19 protein-coding genes are annotated in these 17,887 nt (G+C 51.7%); 8 read left to right on the top strand and 11 right to left on the bottom strand.

The window, feature by feature from the left end; genetic code table 11:
• Window positions 1-140: 140 nt before the first annotated feature.
• The 3 genes from prc to FHD02_RS05585 form a co-directional block, all read right to left on the bottom strand.
• Complete coding sequence (gene prc, locus FHD02_RS05595) at window positions 141-2,189, bottom strand: carboxy terminal-processing peptidase (protein WP_079223750.1); 2,049 nt, start codon at window positions 2,187-2,189, stop codon at window positions 141-143.
• A 19-nt stretch (window positions 2,190-2,208) separates the two neighbouring features.
• Window positions 2,209-2,895 carry an RNA chaperone ProQ gene (gene proQ, locus FHD02_RS05590; RefSeq protein WP_220393673.1) on the bottom strand — a complete coding sequence of 229 codons (687 nt, stop codon included), beginning with the start codon at window positions 2,893-2,895 and terminating at the stop codon, window positions 2,209-2,211.
• A 96-nt stretch (window positions 2,896-2,991) separates the two neighbouring features.
• Complete coding sequence (locus tag FHD02_RS05585) at window positions 2,992-3,489, bottom strand: GAF domain-containing protein (protein ID WP_038641301.1); 498 nt, start codon at window positions 3,487-3,489, stop codon at window positions 2,992-2,994.
• A 128-nt stretch (window positions 3,490-3,617) separates the two neighbouring features.
• On the opposite strand from FHD02_RS05585, the gene yebS reads away from it, so the two are divergent.
• From yebS to FHD02_RS05560, 5 genes are all read left to right on the top strand, one after another.
• On the top strand, window positions 3,618-4,901 hold the full coding sequence (yebS, locus tag FHD02_RS05580; RefSeq protein ID WP_137370473.1) for a membrane integrity lipid transport subunit YebS: 1,284 nt from the start codon (window positions 3,618-3,620) through the stop codon (window positions 4,899-4,901).
• On the top strand, window positions 4,870-7,503 hold the full coding sequence (locus FHD02_RS05575) for a PqiB family protein (RefSeq protein WP_042307836.1): 2,634 nt from the start codon (window positions 4,870-4,872) through the stop codon (window positions 7,501-7,503). Before yebS ends, FHD02_RS05575 begins: the two co-directional genes overlap by 32 nt.
• A gap of 79 nt (window positions 7,504-7,582) precedes the next feature.
• Window positions 7,583-9,004, top strand: coding sequence for a 16S rRNA (cytosine(1407)-C(5))-methyltransferase RsmF (gene rsmF / locus FHD02_RS05570; RefSeq protein WP_309241679.1), 1,422 nt, complete (start codon window positions 7,583-7,585; stop codon window positions 9,002-9,004).
• A 100-nt stretch (window positions 9,005-9,104) separates the two neighbouring features.
• Window positions 9,105-9,341, top strand: coding sequence for a YebV family protein (locus tag FHD02_RS05565; RefSeq protein ID WP_029139506.1), 237 nt, complete (start codon window positions 9,105-9,107; stop codon window positions 9,339-9,341).
• Between the two features lie 102 nt (window positions 9,342-9,443).
• On the top strand, window positions 9,444-9,635 hold the full coding sequence (locus tag FHD02_RS05560) for a YebW family protein (protein WP_032939629.1): 192 nt from the start codon (window positions 9,444-9,446) through the stop codon (window positions 9,633-9,635).
• Here the strand turns inward: FHD02_RS05560 and pphA are convergent, their stop codons facing one another.
• The 4 genes from pphA to yobA form a co-directional block, all read right to left on the bottom strand.
• Window positions 9,636-10,277, bottom strand: coding sequence for a protein-serine/threonine phosphatase (pphA, locus tag FHD02_RS05555; protein ID WP_137370475.1), 642 nt, complete (start codon window positions 10,275-10,277; stop codon window positions 9,636-9,638).
• A gap of 412 nt (window positions 10,278-10,689) precedes the next feature.
• On the bottom strand, window positions 10,690-11,028 hold the full coding sequence (locus FHD02_RS05550) for a YebY family protein (protein WP_042307834.1): 339 nt from the start codon (window positions 11,026-11,028) through the stop codon (window positions 10,690-10,692).
• A 20-nt stretch (window positions 11,029-11,048) separates the two neighbouring features.
• Window positions 11,049-11,918 carry a copper homeostasis membrane protein CopD gene (gene copD / locus FHD02_RS05545; protein WP_137370476.1) on the bottom strand — a complete coding sequence of 290 codons (870 nt, stop codon included), beginning with the start codon at window positions 11,916-11,918 and terminating at the stop codon, window positions 11,049-11,051.
• A gap of 3 nt (window positions 11,919-11,921) precedes the next feature.
• A complete protein-coding gene (gene yobA, locus FHD02_RS05540) occupies window positions 11,922-12,296 on the bottom strand; it encodes a CopC domain-containing protein YobA (RefSeq protein ID WP_137348899.1) in 375 nt (124 codons plus the stop codon).
• Between the two features lie 143 nt (window positions 12,297-12,439).
• On the opposite strand from yobA, the gene FHD02_RS05535 reads away from it, so the two are divergent.
• From FHD02_RS05535 to exoX, 3 genes are all read left to right on the top strand, one after another.
• On the top strand, window positions 12,440-12,670 hold the full coding sequence (locus FHD02_RS05535; RefSeq protein WP_038641397.1) for a DNA polymerase III subunit theta: 231 nt from the start codon (window positions 12,440-12,442) through the stop codon (window positions 12,668-12,670).
• Window positions 12,671-12,782: 112 nt separating this feature from the next.
• Window positions 12,783-13,439, top strand: a complete 657-nt coding sequence (locus FHD02_RS05530; protein WP_042307831.1) for a carbon-nitrogen hydrolase family protein — start codon at window positions 12,783-12,785, stop codon at window positions 13,437-13,439.
• Between the two features lie 22 nt (window positions 13,440-13,461).
• Window positions 13,462-14,124, top strand: coding sequence for an exodeoxyribonuclease X (gene exoX / locus FHD02_RS05525; protein WP_042307829.1), 663 nt, complete (start codon window positions 13,462-13,464; stop codon window positions 14,122-14,124).
• Here the strand turns inward: exoX and ptrB are convergent.
• The 4 genes from ptrB to yebG all read right to left on the bottom strand — a co-directional run bounded on the left by ptrB (window position 14,106) and on the right by yebG (window position 17,787).
• Window positions 14,106-16,181 carry an oligopeptidase B gene (gene ptrB / locus FHD02_RS05520; RefSeq protein ID WP_220393672.1) on the bottom strand — a complete coding sequence of 692 codons (2,076 nt, stop codon included), beginning with the start codon at window positions 16,179-16,181 and terminating at the stop codon, window positions 14,106-14,108. The genes exoX and ptrB overlap by 19 nt on opposite strands.
• An 86-nt stretch (window positions 16,182-16,267) precedes the next feature.
• On the bottom strand, window positions 16,268-16,927 hold the full coding sequence (locus FHD02_RS05515) for a tellurite resistance TerB family protein (protein ID WP_061381109.1): 660 nt from the start codon (window positions 16,925-16,927) through the stop codon (window positions 16,268-16,270).
• Between the two features lie 94 nt (window positions 16,928-17,021).
• Entirely contained in the window at window positions 17,022-17,375 is a 354-nt protein-coding gene (gene yebF, locus FHD02_RS05510; RefSeq protein WP_061381108.1) for a protein YebF, read from the bottom strand.
• A gap of 121 nt (window positions 17,376-17,496) precedes the next feature.
• Window positions 17,497-17,787, bottom strand: a complete 291-nt coding sequence (gene yebG, locus FHD02_RS05505; protein ID WP_137370479.1) for a DNA damage-inducible protein YebG — start codon at window positions 17,785-17,787, stop codon at window positions 17,497-17,499.
• Window positions 17,788-17,887: the final 100 nt, after the last annotated feature.

Raw genomic sequence — 17,887 nt, 5'->3', positions numbered from 1 at the left:
GTATGGGTCTTATGGCTATTTTCAAGCATCCATAGGTGCTAAGTCACCAGAAAGACACAACTTTACATTTTATCGTATCAGACTGACGTCTTCATGCGCTTGTTAAAAAAACAGGCACAATTTCTTGTGCCTGTTGGAGGTTATTGACTGGTTGCGGGCTGTTCCGCTGGCTTGTCTTTTTCAAGATGCGCCAGGTCGAGCGCGATTTTCACCGTTTCATCCAGATACGGATCCGGCTCCTGGTAATCTTTGGGCAGATCGTCCAGTTTCTTCAGCAACGGTTTACCTTCACGCTTAAACCGATCGTTGATGCGCGCCAGACGCAGTGCATCATCTTCGTTATTCTCTTTCTCACGCTGAGCGTAATTCAGAGAAGCGATGCTGCGCTTATCCTTCATCGCATTGAATCGCGCAATGTCCTTCATGATGTACTGGAACTCAGGATCGTTCGCAATACGGGCATTGTGCTCTTTTAGCAATTCAGGTCCAAACGGCGTCAGGTTATCAGACTTGGTATAGGTCGCCGCATCAATGCTATCCCACGGCAACGCGTTATCTTCAAACTTCTCACCGGTTTCAGTTTCTTCATTACCTGTCGGCATGATGATATCCGGCGTAACGCCCTTACGCTGCGTACTGCCACCATTTACACGGTAGAATTTCTGGATCGTGTATTGAACAGAACCCAGCGCTGGCCATTCCGGACGCAGCATCTGATCGTAAATACGGTTCAGGGAACGATACTGCTGTACGGTGCCCTTGCCAAAGGTCGGTTCACCGACGATCAGCGCACGACCATAATCCTGCATTGCCGCGGCAAAAATTTCCGATGCCGAGGCACTGAAGCGATCAACTAATACCACCAGCGGACCTTTGTAATACACCACGCCGTCGGTATCGCTGTCTTCACGCACTTTGCCGTTATTGTCACGAACCTGTACCACCGGGCCGGAAGGAATGAACAGACCGGAAAGCGAGACCGCTTCGGTCAGTGCGCCACCGCCGTTGGTACGCAGATCGATAATCACGCTGCTGACATTCTGTTTTTCCAGTTTCTGCAGCTGAACTTTGACGTCATCCGTCAGGCCAACATAGAAGCCAGGAATATCCAGTACGCCGACCTTCTCTTTGCCAACGGTTTTCACGGACATTTTAACGGCGCGGTCTTCGAGACGAATGCGTTCACGCGTTAGCGTGACAATGCGCGTCTTGGTGCCTTTACCGGCAGGCAGGATTTCGAGGCGAACTTTGCTGCCTTTAGGTCCTTTGATCAGCGCTACAACGTCATCCAGACGCCAGCCAATCACATCGACCATGCCTTTTCCGGTCTGGCCCACGCCGACAATACGGTCGCCAACGCTTATCGCTTTACTCTTGGCTGCCGGGCCGCCCGCTACCATGGAGTTAATAACGGTGTAGTCATCATCCATTTGCAGAACTGCGCCAATACCTTCCAGAGACAAGCTCATTTCAGTATTAAACTGTTCAGTGTTGCGCGGAGAAAGATAGTTAGTATGCGGGTCTATTTCACGAGCAAAAGCCGTCATCGCCAGTGAGAACACATCTTCACTGTTGGTCTGCGCCAGACGGCGAATGGCAAATTTATAGCGACGCGTCAGTGTTTCGCGAATTTCCGCATCGGTTTTACCGGTCAGCTTCAGGCTGAGTTCGTCAAATTTAACTTTGCCATCCCACAGCGCATTAAGCTCTGCTTCGCTCTTCGGCCACGGAGCTTTGCTCCGATCGAGGTTAAAGGTATCGGTACCGGTAAAATCCATTGGACGCGCCAGCACGCTTAGCGCGTACTGATAACGTTCAAATCGGCGTTTTTGCGCAAGATTATAAAGATCGTAAAAGACATCCAGCTTGCCCGTGCGCAGTTCATCGCCGAGGACAGTTTTCTTTTTTGCATACTGTTCGATATCGCTCGCCAACAGCACGTTATGGCTGTAGTCGAGCAGATTCAGATAGCGGTCAAAAATTTTTGCCGAAAACGCCTGATCCAGATCGAACTGGCGATAGTGTGAACGTGTAAAACGTGATGTTACACGTTCACTCACCGTCGCATGCTGGGTTTCTTCCTTTAAAACGGGGATTTGATCGGCACGCGTGATGTCTTCTACAGCAAGTGCCTGGCCTGCTAATGCAAGCAGACCAGCTAACGCAGTAAGCCTAAAAAAAGTGTTCATGCCAGGCCTGGCCTCCGTTTCAGAACACCAGGTGTTCTGCGCGTACAATCAAAGACATACCCGAATTCAGCTGTACACGGACGCCATCTTTGGTGATTTCTAATACGGTGGCATCCATCGCATTATTACCTGCTTTCACCTTCAAAGACTGCCCTACCGTCAGCACTGAAATATCAGATACCGGGGTATGCTGTTCTTCGCGAGGAGCACGCGGTGCTTTGGCTGCTGATTTTTCAGCGCGAGGTTTACGTTCAGCCCCTTCTTTACGACGCGGAGCAGGACGCGGCTTACGCTCGCGACGCGGTGCGTCTTCTTTTTCGCCGGCAGCAGCGGCCGCTTCGCGTTTTTTCGCCTGTTGCTCTGCACGTTGCGCCTGAACGCGAGCTTTAGCTTCTTCCAGCTGTTTGCGAGCATGTTCAACATGTTGCTCATCCAACTCACCACATGGGTTGCCGTCGAGATCAACACGCGTTGCGCCCAATTTTACGCCATACAGATAGCGCCAGCTGGAAGTATAGAGACGTAAGGCAGAACGGAGCTGTGTCTTGCTGAGGTTCATTTCACCCTCAACACGCTCTACCAAATCCTGAAAAATGCCAATTTTCAGTGGGCGCGCTTCGCCTTCAGCACTAAAACACTGCGGGAAGCGTTCGGCCAGAAACGCGATGACTTCTTTACTGCTATTCAACTTAGGTTGATTTTCCATGAAATTTCCTGATTACAACGGACGTAGCCAACAAGCGCAGGCATGAACAGGCGACATTATAATGACGTCATCAGTAATTGCTACGTTATCCGTTGATTATCCTGCGACGCTCGCAAAGAATTTTTTGTAATCCGTCGTTGCAAGCACGGTTTCAAGCTGTGCCACAAGCGTACGCAGCCCCTGTTCGTCCTCTTCAGTGAAGCGACCAAACGCGGTGCTATCGATATCCAGCACGCCGATTATCTGATTTTCAACGGTGACAGGCAGAACAATTTCCGCATTGCTGGCGGCATCGCATGCGATGTGCCCGTCAAACGCGTGCACGTCTTCGATGCGCTGCACCTGATTGCGCGCCACCGCGGTACCGCATACGCCACGTCCTACCGGGATCCGCACACAGGCAATTTTGCCCTGGAAAGGACCAAGTACCAGAGTTTCGCCCTCAAGCAGGTAAAAACCGGCCCAGTTTACTTGTGCAAGACGCTCGTACAACAATGCGCTGGTATTTGCCAGCGTTGCCAGAAAACTGGTTTCACCTGCCATTAATGCCTGAAAATCACGGTTCAGATCCGTGTATAGCTCTGATTTGTTCATTATGTAATCACTTAGTTGTCTTACTTAAAACTGCAGCCTACTAAAATAAACATTAAATGCGTTAATGCTCAAGATCATTCCCGTCATGAGTTAAGATAACATTACTTCAACATTTTGATACGCGGTACATGGCCCTTACGACATCACGCATCACGCCCACTAAAAAAATCGCCATCAGATCTATTGGTGAGGCACTCCCGCGTGCACATTATCATCGTTGTCCTGAATGCGACCTGATTTTTAGCTTGCCTAAAATGCGCTCGCACCAAAGTGCATTCTGTCCACGCTGTCAGGCGAAAATCCGTGACGGGCGCGACTGGTCCTTAACGCGCCTGGCAGCAATGGCTGTCACCATGATGCTGCTGATGCCCTTCGCCTGGGGAGAACCGCTCTTACACATCTTTTTGCTCGGTGTACGCATTGACGCCAATGTGATGCAGGGTATCTGGCAAATGACCCGCCAGGGTGACCCTCTCACCGCATCCTTCGTGCTATTTTGCGTTGCGGGCGCGCCGATTATTCTCGTTACCTCAATCGCTTATCTGTGGTTTGGCAATATTCTCGGGATGAACCTACGCCCGGTGCTACTGATGCTGGAAAGGCTCAAAGAGTGGGTGATGCTTGATATCTATCTTGTGGGTATCGGCGTCGCGTCGATTAAAGTTCAGGACTATGCTTATTTGCAGCCTGGGGTGGGACTGTTTGCTTTTATTGCGCTGGTGATCCTCAGTATTTTGACGTTATCGCACCTCAACGTAGAACAGCTTTGGGACCGTTTTTACCCGCAAAGGCCTGCTCGTCGGCCCGATGAAAAGCTTCGCGTTTGCCTTGGTTGCCACTTTACAGGGTATCCGGACGTCCGCGGTCGCTGCCCTCGTTGCCATATACCGTTGCGCTGGCGCAGAAATCAAAGTATTCAAAAATGTTGGGCTGCTCTGCTGGCCTCGATTGTCCTGCTGCTGCCTGCTAACCTCCTGCCTATCTCGATCATTTATGTCAATGGTTCCCGACAGGAAGACACGATCATGTCAGGCATACTGTCTTTGGCAAACAGTAATATCGGCGTGGCGGCGATCGTGTTTATTGCCAGTATTCTGGTGCCATTCACCAAAGTGATTGTGATGTTTACGTTGCTCATCAGTATTCATTTTAACTGTGAGCAAGGATTGCGTACCCGCATCAAACTGCTGCGCATAGTGACCTGGATTGGTCGCTGGTCAATGCTGGATCTTTTTGTTATCGCTTTAACTATGTCGCTAATTAATCGCGATCAGATACTTGCTTTTACTATGGGACCGGCTGCGTTTTATTTCGGCGCAGCGGTAATATTGACTATTCTTGCAGTGGAATGGCTGGACAGCCGCTTACTTTGGGATGCACATGAGTCAGGAAACGCCCGCTTCGCAGACTGAAGCGCAGATTAAAACAAAACGTCGTATCTCCCCGTTCTGGCTGCTGCCGTTCATCGCATTGATGATTGCAGGATGGCTTATCTGGGGAAGCTATGAAGATCGCGGGAATACCGTAACCATTGACTTTATGTCGGCGGACGGCATTGTGCCTGGCCGTACCCCTGTTCGCTATCAGGGCGTCGAAGTGGGCACGGTGCAGGACATCAACCTCAGCAAAGACCTGCGTAAAATTGAAGTCCGCGTCAGCATCAAATCAAATATGAAAGATGCACTGCGCAAAGATACCCAGTTCTGGCTGGTCACGCCGAAAGCGTCACTGGCGGGGGTTTCCGGCCTGGATGCGTTAGTTGGCGGCAACTATATCGGCATGATGCCCGGTACCGGCGAGCCAGAGGATCATTTCGTCGCGCTTGATACACAGCCCAAATACCGCCTGAACAACGGCGATTTGATGCTGCACCTGCGGGCCCCCGACCTCGGATCGCTTAACAGCGGCTCGCTGGTTTATTTCCGCAAAATCCCTGTAGGTCGGGTCTATGACTACACCATTAATCCAAATAATCAGGGCGTAACCATCGACGTGCTGATTGAACGCCGCTTTACCAATCTGGTGAAAAAAGGCAGTCGTTTCTGGAATGTATCAGGAGTAGACGCGGATGTCAGCCTCAGCGGCGCCAAAGTGAAGCTGGAGAGTCTGGCAGCCCTGGTTAATGGCGCCATTGCTTTTGATTCACCGGAAGATTCGCAACCCGCCGTTGCCGACGATACGTTTGGTTTGTATCAGGATCTCGCGCACAGCCAGCGCGGCGTGATCGTTAAGCTCGATTTACCCAGCGGCGACGGACTTAAGGCTGGCTCAACCTCGCTGATGTATCAAGGACTGGAAGTCGGTCAACTGACCAAACTGGATTTAAATCCGGGCGGTAAAGTCACCGGCGAAATGACGGTCGATCCCAGCGTCGTAACGCTATTGCGTGACAACACGCGTATTGAATTACACAGTCCTAAATTATCGTTAAGCGATGCGAATCTCAGTTCGCTTCTGACGGGCAAAACATTCGAACTGATACCTGGCGAGGGCGAACCGCGTAACCAGTTTGCAGTGATTCCTGCAGAGCAATCCTTGTTACACGATCCGGGCGTCATGACGCTGACGCTGACCGCGCCGGAAAGTTACGGTATTGATGCCGGCCAACCGCTGATTCTTCACGGCGTTCAGGTCGGTCAGGTGATTGAGCGCACGCTCTCCAGCAAAGGCGTTTCGTTTACCGTCGCCATCGAACCGCAGCATCGCGCGCTGGTACAAGGCGACAGTAAGTTCGTGGTCAACAGTCGGGTGGATGTCAAAGTTGGGCTTGATGGCGTAGAGTTTCTTGGCGCCAGCGCCAGTGAGTGGATCAGCGGCGGCATTCGTATTTTGCCCGGTACGAAGGGTGAAATGAAAAAAAGCTACCCGCTGTATGCCAACCTGGAAAAGGCGATTGAGAACAGCCTGAGCGATCTGCCAACCACCACGGTCAGCCTGAGTGCCGAAACGTTGCCCGATGTGCAGGCCGGTTCAGTGGTCCTATATCGTAAATTCGAAGTCGGTGAAGTGATCAGCGTTCGTCCACGCGCCGATGCGTTTGATATCGATTTGCATATCAAACCGGAATATCGCAACCTGCTGACCAGCAACAGCGTGTTCTGGGCCGAGGGCGGCGCCAAGGTCCAGCTCAACGGCAGCGGTTTAACCGTTCAGGCTTCTCCCCTGTCGCGAGCGCTTAAAGGCGCAATTAGCTTCGATAACCTGAGCGGCGCCAGCGCCAGCCAACGCAAAGGCGACAAGCGGATTCTGTATGCGTCAGAAACCGCTGCGCGTGCAGTGGGCGGCCAGATAACCCTGCACGCCTTCGATGCCGGTAAACTGGCGGCCGGTATGCCGATTCGCTACCTGGGAATCGATATTGGCCAGATCCAGACGCTAGAGCTGATCACTTCCCGTAACGAAGTTCAGGCCAAAGCGGTACTGTATCCGGAGTACGTACAGACCTTTGCGCGTAGCGGCACACGCTTCTCCGTGATTACCCCGCAAATCTCAGCCGCGGGCGTGGAGCATTTAGATACCATCTTACAGCCGTATATCAACGTTGAACCTGGCCGCGGTAACCCGCGCCGTGATTTTGAGCTGCAGGAAGCTACTATCACCGACTCTCGTTACCTCGATGGTCTGAGTATTGTGGTGGAAGCACCGGAAGCGGGTTCATTAAACATCGGTACGCCAGTTCTGTTCAGAGGTATTGAAGTCGGGACCGTCACCGGGTTGACGCTCGGCTCCCTTTCCGATCGCGTGATGATCGCTATGCGCATCAGCCAGCGCTATCAGCATCTGGTGCGTAACAACTCTGTATTCTGGCTGGCATCCGGCTACAGTCTCGACTTCGGCCTGACCGGCGGCGTCGTGAAGACCGGTACCTTTAATCAGTTCATTCGCGGTGGGATCGCCTTTGCAACCCCGCCGGGTACGCCACTGGCACCGAAAGCACAGGCTGGTAAACACTTCCTGTTGCAGGAAAGCGAACCGAAAGAGTGGCGTGAATGGGGAACCGCCCTGCCACGATAACCTCTCCCTTTGCTCCGGCGTACTCGCGCCGGAGCACTTATGCTACACTGCGCACCTGTTTTTTTGCCGGTGGTACCAAGTGGCTTATTTTCCCGACGCCTTTCTGACACAAATGCGTGAAGCAATGCCTTCCTCGCTCTCATTCGATGATTTTCTTGCTGCCTGCCAGCGTCCGCTGCGCCGTAGCATCCGCGTCAATACGCTGAAAATCTCTGTTGCCGATTTCCTCACTCTGACAGCGCCATATAACTGGTCGCTCACCCCTGTTCCATGGTGTGCTGAAGGCTTCTGGATTGAACGCGATGATGAAGCGTCACTGCCGCTCGGCAGCACTGCAGAGCATCTAAGCGGCCTGTTTTATATTCAGGAAGCCAGCTCAATGCTGCCGGTCGCCGCGCTGTTTGCCGATGGCAATACGCCGGAACGCGTAATGGATGTCGCGGCAGCTCCCGGCTCCAAAACCACGCAAATTGCCGCCAAAATGAATAATCAGGGCGTGATTCTGGCGAATGAGTTTTCCGCCAGTCGCGTCAAAGTCCTGCATGCCAATATCAGCCGTTGCGGTATCAACAATGTCGCCCTGACCCATTTTGACGGGCGGGTATTTGGCGCGGCATTACCAGAAACATTCGATGCCATATTGCTGGATGCCCCATGTTCTGGCGAAGGCGTGGTACGTAAAGATCCCGATGCACTGAAAAACTGGTCCATAGAAAGTAATCTGGAAATTGCCGCAACCCAGCGTGAGCTACTCGACAGCGCATTCCACGCCCTGCGCCCCGGCGGCACACTGGTGTATTCAACCTGTACGCTGAACCGTGACGAAAACGAAGCCATCATGCAGTGGTTGATTGAAACCTACCCGGATGCCGTCGAATTTTTACCGCTGGGCGATTTATTTCCCGAGGCTGAACGCGCCCTGACGCCGGAAGGATTCCTGCATGTGTTCCCGCAGATCTACGATTGTGAAGGTTTCTTCGTCGCACGTTTGCGCAAAATAGCCGCCATTCCTGCGTTACCCGCGCCGAAATATAAAGTGGGTAACTTCCCGTTCAGCCCGCTGAAAGGACGTGAATCTGCGCTCGTCGCCCAGGCCGCTAACGCCTGCGGATTACAGTGGGCAGACAATTTACGCCTGTGGCAGCGAGACAAAGAGATCTGGTTATTTCCGACAGAGATTGAACCCCTGATTGGCAAAGTTCGTTTTTCCCGTCTCGGGGTTAAACTGGCTGAGACCCATAACAAAGGGTATCGTTGGCAGCATGAAGCCATCATCGCCCTCGCCGATCCAAGCCACAGCCATGCGTTCGAACTGAGCCTCGCCGAAGCGGAAGAGTGGTATCGCGGTAGAGATGTTTACCCGCAAACTTCACCCGCAACTGACGATGTGTTGGTTACGTTCCAGCATCAGCCGATTGGTCTGGCAAAACGTATTGGATCGCGATTGAAGAATAGCTATCCACGCGATCTTGTCCGGGATGGCAAACTCTTTACAGGATAACGCACGTTTTGACTGGCGCTTTTGCTAACGTTGACTACGCTGAAAAATGGACGGCCTAACTGGTCGTACCACAATCAGCAGATAAACGGAGAGCACGATGATGAAAACCAGTGTGCGCATTGGCGCTTTTGAGATCGACGACGCCGAGTTGCATGGCGAATCGCCGGGGGACCGAACGTTAACCATTCCATGTAAATCCGATCCGGATTTATGTATGCAACTGGACGCCTGGGATGCCGACACCAGCGTCCCGGCCCTTCTGAATGGAGAACACTCTGTTCTGTTCCGCGAGCACTACGATCGTAAGTCAGATGCCTGGATCATGCGCCTTGCCTGATTCAAAAAGAACCCGTCGCCAGACGGGTTATTTCCTGGTTAATTACCCTCATCTATCAACATCTTCTACACTACAGGTATGGCTTTACCCTTTGAGGATGGAATGTTCACGCTGGTTCTTTTTGTATGCTACCTTGACGGCGGTTGTGAAGATATCGTGGTTGATGTCTACAAAACTGAGCAGCAATGCCTTGTATCGATGGACGATCAGCGCATTCGTAACGGCGGATGTTTGCCTGCGGACGATTACATCGACAGCTTTTGGCGTCCAGCCCAGGAATACAGCGATTTCTGATTATTGCAATTGCACCAGCGTTAATTCGCCGCCAAATACCGCACCGGTATCAATATAGTGCAGATTGTCACGATCCAAGCGATGCCGCAGTGGCGTATGACCAAACCAAAAGTGATCCGCGCCACGTATGCCGTTACCTTTGTTCATCAACCGCGTACGATCCCACAGCACCCGCTGTAAATCGACCTCTTTTTGCCACTGGTAATCATCATCCGGGTAATCCGCATGAGCAACAACGTGTATGCCACTCCGGCAGCGTAGTTCCAGAATCCAGGGTAACTTTCGACACGCTTTCAGTGCTAATCTTGCCGCAGACTGATCCGCGTGAGCAAACCACGCGCCGCCGTTCATAAACCACAAAAGTTGCTCCCCCGTCGCCAGTGCATCCAACGCCATCTGCTCATGATTGCCCCTGACTGCCACAATCCAGCTTTTAGGCAGCAGGCGCAGGCAACGCAGACTGTCAGGCCCACGGTCAATAACATCACCCACTGAAACCAGCAGATCTTGCCGGGGATCAAACTGGCACTGGCGCAATCTCACCATTAATAAAGAGAAGCAACCGTGGATATCTCCCACGACCCAGACGTGACGCCAGTGTGAACCTTCGATTCGTTGGTAGATATTGTCAGGCTGTGCCATGCAACCTCCTGAGCACATTGAGACTTGGTTATAATTTTAGCAATGGCTGCAAAAAATCCTGGACGATCAAGGGGCGGAGTATGGTATGGTTTACGCAGAATGCAGCCTGTGATACGCAGTGTTTGGCCCTGGATGGCATGGCATTCACCACATAAAAAGAGACCGAATACGATTCCTGTATTCGGTCCAGGGAAATGGCTCTTGGGAGAGAGCCGTGCGCTAAAAGTTGGCATTAATGCAGGCTAAGTTACCCTGCCATTTAAGAATAGATGACAGCGCCAGGTTTTCCAGTCCGCGGCTAAAGTGGCCGGAAAAAAAGGCAGTTCGTCACACGACCAAATGCAAAAACCGCAAGTTCTTCTGTGAGATCCTGCGGTTTTTTTATTGGAAATCAGAACGCTACATCTGACAATTAACAGAGCTTTTCTGCGCGCTCCACAAACGGTGCCAGGCTCATTTTTTCGCCAGGTTTCGTCGGGTCATCAATCTGGATAATCTCAATCGGCTTCGCCGTGGTTTTGCCGCTCTCAACCTGTTTTCTGGCAACATCATTCAATGGATATTGCACCAGCGTGCTGGGATTGATGACATACAGCGCGTTACCTGCACGGCAGGTCAGCATCACCTCTTCCCGATTAAACGCCCACTTATCTTTGCCAACCTCAAAACGGCTGACGGTGATGACCTGTGGCGCTGCCAGCGCGGCCCCTGAACTTGCCAGTAGTAGTAAAGAGAGAATGATTTTTTTCATGCGTTTTGCCAGTCCATCAATCAAAAAGGTTCGAGGGTTGCAAACAGGCTGACAATCGCCAGCACTACGGCCCCTATTCCCCATTCCAGTTTTGTCATCCAAATGAAATAGAGCGTCATACAGTCATTATCCTGCATGCGTGGTACCAGAACATACCGATTCGCCAGGGCAATCGCCACCATTAGCATGACAAGCGCACCTTTTAACAAAAGGAGTTGCCCATAAGCCATATGCCAGGAGCCGGAAAGACCGACAATAAACAGGGCATTCATAATCCCGGTAAGTAAAACTCCGGCAACGAAAAGATGCCCATAGCGGGAGAAAAGCATCATGGTAGAGATCGCTTGTTCCCGCCAGCGGCCCTGCGCCATTCTCATACAGTAAAGTACGGGCAGCAAGCCACCAAACCAGGCTGCGGCACATATCAGATGCAAGGCATGGTTAACCTGTTGGATGGCCCCAGGGACGCCAGTATGCAGCGTTGCATGTCCAACACCTGCCAGCAAAATAAATTGGGCAATCGTCAGCATTAACAGCAGTCGCGACATGCTGTGCGGCACAACAATGGTCACTACCAGCGTGACCATTGCGAGGATAATCTGCCATAACCAGACGCCGCCAAATTGCGTCTGCAGAACGGCGCCCCAAACGTCTGTCGAGACGACATCCTGCCAGCCAGAGCCCATTAAGCCCCCCTGGATCGCCAGCATTAGCGTCGCGCTGATAAAACTCCACGTCGCGGCATGGCGTTGCAGACGTAAAAAACGACGCATCATTAAACGGCGAACTGAAACGGGAGCCAACCATGCGCCGTAAAGCGCACAACCAAACACCAGCATCAACGCGGTAAAATGAATAAATCGCAGGGCAACCCAGGTAAATGCCAGCATCGGTTATTTCACGCTAAAGGTATATTGTCCCTTTGTCTTGTGACCATCCACGGATACAACGTGCCAGTCCACCGTATATTTTCCGGCCTCCAGCGTTTGATCTAGCGGAATAATCAGTTGCGTTTTGTCCTGATCGCTGCGGGTCGCTTTGCCCGTCTTGATTGATTCCTTTTGTGGACCTGTCAGCGTTGCGCCACTGAAAGCGGGTTCGACACCCTCAGAAAAATTCAGCGTCAGCGCCTGGGGAGAAGCGGTGACTTCCGCATTCGCCGCCGGGCTTTGTTTTGTCAGGTGAGCATGCGCCAATGCAGCGGGTGTTGCGAGGAGGCTGGCGAGTACGATGATAGTATTACGTAGCGAAGATGCAGATGAAGCCATTTCAACTATTCCTTTTTGTTATGTCTAATCTATAGAGAATAACCTTCTACAATGATCGAGTCGAGAATCATCAATTCTGTCTTGCCATTAATGCGCACTCTTAGTAACTTTGCGCGCCGGAAGACAGAGAAAAGGAGCAGCCTATGAACATCAATCTGGCCAAACTTGAGCAAGCTGAAATGGATAAGGTCAATGTTGACCTAGCCGCGGCGGGTGTCGCATTTAAAGAACGCTACAATATGCCGATCGTTGCCGAAGTGGTTGAACGTGAACAGCCCGAACATTTACGCGACTGGTTTCGTGAAAGACTCATCGCACATCGCCTGGCATCCGTCTCCCTTTCACGTTTACCGTACGAGCCGAAAGTTAAATAAAACTTATATTACGTTACGATTCCTTACATGATGCCTGCTACAGTATAAGTATAAGTATATTCTTAATCTATACTTTAAAGATGGTTGTAGACACTATGAAAAGGAAATCATTATGTCACACTGGAAAATCGCAGCAGCACAATACGAACCCCTTCACACGTCAGTGACCGAAAACGTTGCCCATCACCTGCAATTCATTCAGGCAGCCGCACAATGCCAATGTGAATTGCTGGTCTTCCCCGCCCTCTCCTTGTTGGGCTGCGTTGATGAGAATGACTCCCTCCCAGCGCCACCTGATGAAGCGTTGCTGGAACCGCTGGCGCATGCCGCAGCGACTTACCGCATGACCATTATCGCGGGATTGCCGGTAGAGCATAACAATCGTTTTGTGAAAGGCATTGCGCTTTTCTCTCCCTGGATGACCTCACCATTAACGTTTCATCAGAGCCACGGGGCCTGTATTGCCAGACAGCGCAATACCATCAGCGTTGTGGATAGTCAGCCGGAAGGTATCGATATCGACCCGAATTTTTCGCTGTTTACCAGTAGCCAGTCCGTCAGCGAACCTGAATTGCTCTCCTCCACATCTCGTCTACAACGTTTCTCGCATAAATTCGCCATCGCAGTATTAATGGCCAATGCGCGCGGGAGTAGTGCGTTATGGGACGAGCGAGGCCAATTGATTGTCCGCGCCGACAGCGGTTCTTTGCTCTTAACCGGTCAACGCACGCCACGGGGTTGGCAAGGTGATATCATTCCATTACGCTAGTCGTTTTGGTCGGGAGCATGGCATGTTGCGCATAATAGATACAGAAACCTGTGGTCTGCAGGGAGGCATTGTTGAGATTGCTTCTGTCGATGTGGTTGATGGAAAGATAGTTAACCCAATGAGCCATCTGGTGCGTCCTGACCGCCCCATTAGTCCCCAGGCGATGGCTATTCATCGCATTACTGAAGCAATGGTGGCCGATAAGCCATGGATTGAAGATATCATTCCGCACTATTACGGTAGCGAGTGGTACGTGGCGCACAACGCAAGCTTCGACCGCCGCGTATTGCCAGAGATGCCCGGTGAGTGGATCTGCACCATGAAGCTCTCCCGTCGATTGTGGCCTGGAATCAAATACAGCAATATGGCGCTGTATAAATCACGTAAGCTGAGCGTTCAGACGCCCGCAGGCCTGCATCATCACCGTGCTCTGTACGACTGCTACATCACTGCGGCTTTGCTGATCGATATCATGCAAACTTCAGGCTGGACCGCAGAGCAGATGGTCGACATTACCGGTCGCCCCGCGTTACTCACGACCTTCACATTTGGTAAGTACCGTGGAAAACCGGTATCAGAGGTGGCTGAACGCGATCCGGGCTATCTGCGTTGGTTATTTAATAACCTCGACAGTATGAGCCCGGAGCTGCGATTAACGCTGAAGCACTATCTGGATAACGCCTGATCTGAAGACTTTCCAGGCAGCGTTCCCTGTGCCAGCCCAATCAAAAATGCGTACTCAAGGGCCACGCCTTCGTAAGATTTAAAACGTCCGGACTTACCGCCGTGCCCGGAATCCATATCCGTGCACAGTAACAGCAAGCGATCATCCGTTTTTAACTCACGCAATTTTGCCACCCACTTTGCCGGTTCCCAGTATTGCACCTGGGAGTCGTGTAATCCTGTCGTGACCAGCAGATGTGGATAATCCTGCGCGGTGACGTTGTCATAGGGGCTGTAGCTTTTCATATACGCATAGTACTGCGGATCCTGCGGATTACCCCATTCCTCAAATTCACCGGTGGTCAGGGGAATTGACTCATCCAGCATCGTGGTCACCACATCGACAAACGGCACCTGGGCAATCACGCCATGGAACAAGTCCGGGCGTTCATTAATGGCGACGCCCATTAACATTCCTCCGGCGCTTCCCCCCATGCCGTAGCATAACGATGGCGCACCATAACCCATTCTTAGCAGCGCATCGCAGACATCGAGGTAATCATTGAAGGTATTTTTCTTGTGCAGAAACTTACCGTCTTCGTACCATTGCTGACCCAATTCACCGCCGCCACGCACATGGGCAATGGCGTAAACAAAGCCGCGATCCAATAAGCTTAAACGGCTGCTACTGAAATCAGCATCCATGCTGGCACCATACGAGCCATAGCCGTAAACCAGTAGTGGGTTTTTCCCTTTCAGGAAATACTTTTGATGATAAACCAGCGAGACCGGAACCTCGGTACCATCGCGGACGGTGATCCAGACATGTTCGCTGCGGTAATTCGCCGCATCAAATCCGGGGGCCTCCGTCTGCTTAAGCACGCGACGCTCCCCGGTGTCCATATCGAGTTCAAACAACGTGTCCGGCGTGGTCATGGAGGAATAGCCATAGCGCAGGCGCGATGTCTCCGGTTCCGGGTTATAGGCAAGCCAGGTCACATACGCCGGATCGTCAAAGGCGATACCGATCACTTCGCGCGTTTTGCGATTGATCTGACGCAGACTGGTTAAACCCTGCTGGCGTTCTTCCACCACCAGCCAGTCGGTAAACAGGGTAAACCCCTCCAGCATGACGTTCTCGCGCGGCGGGATCAGCACCTCCCACGCTTGTTCATTGCGTACGCGCGTGCGGTACAGACCAAAGTTTTTACCTTCACGATTAGAACGCAGATAAAACTTGTGCTGATAGTGATCGAGGCTGTACTCGTGGTCTTTACGCCGCGCTAAAAAAAGCAAAGGTTCGGCGTCGGCCAGTTCTGCATCCAACAGCAGAACCTCACTGGTCGTCGCGCTGGCGATATGGATCACCACATAATGTAACGAGGTGGTTTTATGCAGACTGACATAAAACATGTCATCGGCTTCTTCGTACACCAATTCGTCCAGTGACGAGGGGGATCCAACGGTATGTCGCCAGACCTGGTACGGCAGTAACGTCGTGGCGTGTTTGCGAACGTAATAGAAGGTCTGGGAATCATTCGCCCAGACCAGATCCGCTTCAACGTTATCCAGTACTTCCGGATACCAGTTGCCGCTTTCCAGGTTACGAAAGCGAACGCCATATTGCCGACGAGAGAGGTAATCTTCGGCCAGCGCCATAATGCTATTATCGGGTGATATCGCCAGCCCTCCCAGCGTATAAAATTCACTGTGGGCTGCGCGCTGGTTGCCGTCCAGCAGAGTATTCCATTCATCCCACTCTTCGCTGAGAACCGACTGGCGCTGATAAATGGCATATTCACATCCCGGTTCATAAATATGGCGGTAACGATAACCATTTTTCACATAGGGAGCGGATGCATCCTGTGGGGGAATACGGTCGATAATTTCTTTCAGAACACGCTCCTGCAAAGCCTGCTGCGAAGCCATAACCTGATGGCCATACGCATTTTCCTGTTGCAGGTATTCGAGCACGTCCGGCTGCGAGCGGGTGTCGTCTCGCAGCCAGTAATAATTATCAACACGTGTATCGCCATGCTGCGTCATGGCGTGGGGAATACGAGAAGCTTTTGGTAGCATGTCATTGTTCTTTTGCTTAAACATCCTATAAGGGTGGCAAAAGACAGCGATGATGCAAGCGAAACATGCACCTTAGCGATAAGTAATTAACCCGGTAAAGCCTGTTTTTGCGCCTTGAGATCCTGTTCAATGCCGTCACGAACATCCTGTGGGATCTTCAACGCGTCACCCAGCGCATTCAGATAGCTGCGCTCCATAAAGTGGTCGATATCAATCGCCGCACAGCTCAGGAAGTATATTTCCAGCGCCTCTTCTTCGTTGCGAATCCCTTGCGCCAGGCGCTGAGGATCCAGCGGTTGTTCAATCGCCCGCTCAATCAGAACGCGGCCTTGTTCTTCAACCCCCGCCTCACGAAGCTGCTGTTCAATGGCGGTACGCTCTTTAGCATCAATATGACCATCGCTTTTAGCCGCAAAAACCAGCGCCAGGATCAGGCGTTCAGTTCGCTCATCCAGCGGCGAGCTTTGTACGCCGAACTGCGGCTCATCCTGATGCGCGGCGCGAACTTTATCTTTGTATTTGTTCCACAGCACAGTTCCGGCAACTGCCCCACCACCCACCAGAAGCGCGCTGGTGCCATATTTACTCAGTAACTTACGTGAGGATTTGTTGGCAACCAGTAATCCCGCCAAACCGCCTAACGCGCCAGGGACCAGAAGTTTACTCAGCCCTTGCTCGCCGGAAGATGATGCGGAGGATCCTTTTTGCCCAAGAAGAGATTGTAGTTGGTTCAGCCAGTTAGCCATTTTGCCCCTCAAGTACAGACGAATAATCGTCAAAGCGTACCCGAGGGGATGTCAGGAAGTGTTCAGCTCATCAAAAGATGTGCAAATACGCTCGTTACTGCGGTTGATACTCCGCCGTTCCAGCTTTGCAGTCTACTTTTACCTGATAGTGAATATCCGCGCTTTTCCCACGGACCGTCAGCGGGACCGACCACTTGCCATCTTTGCCCGTAATATCGGGGGTATTAACCCAGGCAACAGGATCGGCTTGCCCAACACGCTTTTGATCGTCAGCCCAGCGCGCGATGCGATTTTGCTGATAATCACGTTTCACGCTTGCCGCAATACCATCAGCATTCAGCCCTTCGCACTTGGGAAACTGAACATTTTTGCTTTCCATATTTGCCGCAAATACAGATACGCTGGCAGATAACAACAGCAGGCTTAACAACGCTCTTTTTTTATACATTCTTTTCTCCTTTATCTCCCCTTCGTCCTTCCGGTTGCATGTAGCAACGCGAAAGAACGTCAGGGATTGCACAATGATTCAGGGAAAAGCATGGTACAAAACGTCAGGAGCGCAAGTCGTTTCAGGCAGCCTGGGTATCATCCTCAGCGTGTGCGTCATTTTCAACGACCTGCGGAGAAGGCAGTTTGCCGTTTTTCAGGATGGTGCTCAGCACATCTTTTTGCTCAGCCAGCCACAGGGAAAGCGCTTCACGCTGCTCGTCTTCAAGCGCTACCGGTGACTGCTCCAGCCATGTGTCGAGCAAATCCGCTGTATCAAGCATTTTGTCATACGCATCGGCTTCCTTTTTGCTGGTAAACGACATTTTTTCCTCACCTTCCCGAATGACTACGTATTTAACTTCAACCGCCATTTTTGCAGCCTCTTAAATTACCTGTATTTATGTACAGTATATTATTTTTGAGTCCCAAAATCAACCTGGTAATAAAGACAGACGCAAACGTTTTCGTATA

Origin of the sequence: Citrobacter sp. EC_71, from assembly GCF_019584005.1 — a bacterium.
Classification (GTDB): Bacteria; Pseudomonadota; Gammaproteobacteria; order Enterobacterales; family Enterobacteriaceae; genus Citrobacter; species Citrobacter werkmanii.
Note: the sequence above shows the minus strand (reverse complement) of the source record. Positions and strands in the feature narration are given on the sequence as shown.

Coding starts and splice junctions, on each gene's coding strand:
- FHD02_RS05515 (WP_061381109.1), bottom strand. CDS start 16,927: ATGGCTAACTGGCTGAACCAACTACAATCTCTTCTTGGGCAAAAAGGA.
- exoX (WP_042307829.1), top strand. CDS start 13,462: ATGTTGCGCATAATAGATACAGAAACCTGTGGTCTGCAGGGAGGCATT.
- FHD02_RS05550 (WP_042307834.1), bottom strand. CDS start 11,028: ATGAAAAAAATCATTCTCTCTTTACTACTACTGGCAAGTTCAGGGGCC.
- FHD02_RS05585 (WP_038641301.1), bottom strand. CDS start 3,489: ATGAACAAATCAGAGCTATACACGGATCTGAACCGTGATTTTCAGGCA.
- copD (WP_137370476.1), bottom strand. CDS start 11,918: ATGCTGGCATTTACCTGGGTTGCCCTGCGATTTATTCATTTTACCGCG.
- ptrB (WP_220393672.1), bottom strand. CDS start 16,181: ATGCTACCAAAAGCTTCTCGTATTCCCCACGCCATGACGCAGCATGGC.
- FHD02_RS05575 (WP_042307836.1), top strand. CDS start 4,870: ATGAGTCAGGAAACGCCCGCTTCGCAGACTGAAGCGCAGATTAAAACA.
- yebS (WP_137370473.1), top strand. CDS start 3,618: ATGGCCCTTACGACATCACGCATCACGCCCACTAAAAAAATCGCCATC.
- FHD02_RS05565 (WP_029139506.1), top strand. CDS start 9,105: ATGAAAACCAGTGTGCGCATTGGCGCTTTTGAGATCGACGACGCCGAG.
- yobA (WP_137348899.1), bottom strand. CDS start 12,296: ATGGCTTCATCTGCATCTTCGCTACGTAATACTATCATCGTACTCGCC.
- yebF (WP_061381108.1), bottom strand. CDS start 17,375: ATGTATAAAAAAAGAGCGTTGTTAAGCCTGCTGTTGTTATCTGCCAGC.
- yebG (WP_137370479.1), bottom strand. CDS start 17,787: ATGGCGGTTGAAGTTAAATACGTAGTCATTCGGGAAGGTGAGGAAAAA.
- prc (WP_079223750.1), bottom strand. CDS start 2,189: ATGAACACTTTTTTTAGGCTTACTGCGTTAGCTGGTCTGCTTGCATTA.
- proQ (WP_220393673.1), bottom strand. CDS start 2,895: ATGGAAAATCAACCTAAGTTGAATAGCAGTAAAGAAGTCATCGCGTTT.
- FHD02_RS05530 (WP_042307831.1), top strand. CDS start 12,783: ATGTCACACTGGAAAATCGCAGCAGCACAATACGAACCCCTTCACACG.
- pphA (WP_137370475.1), bottom strand. CDS start 10,277: ATGGCACAGCCTGACAATATCTACCAACGAATCGAAGGTTCACACTGG.
- FHD02_RS05535 (WP_038641397.1), top strand. CDS start 12,440: ATGAACATCAATCTGGCCAAACTTGAGCAAGCTGAAATGGATAAGGTC.
- FHD02_RS05560 (WP_032939629.1), top strand. CDS start 9,444: ATGTTCACGCTGGTTCTTTTTGTATGCTACCTTGACGGCGGTTGTGAA.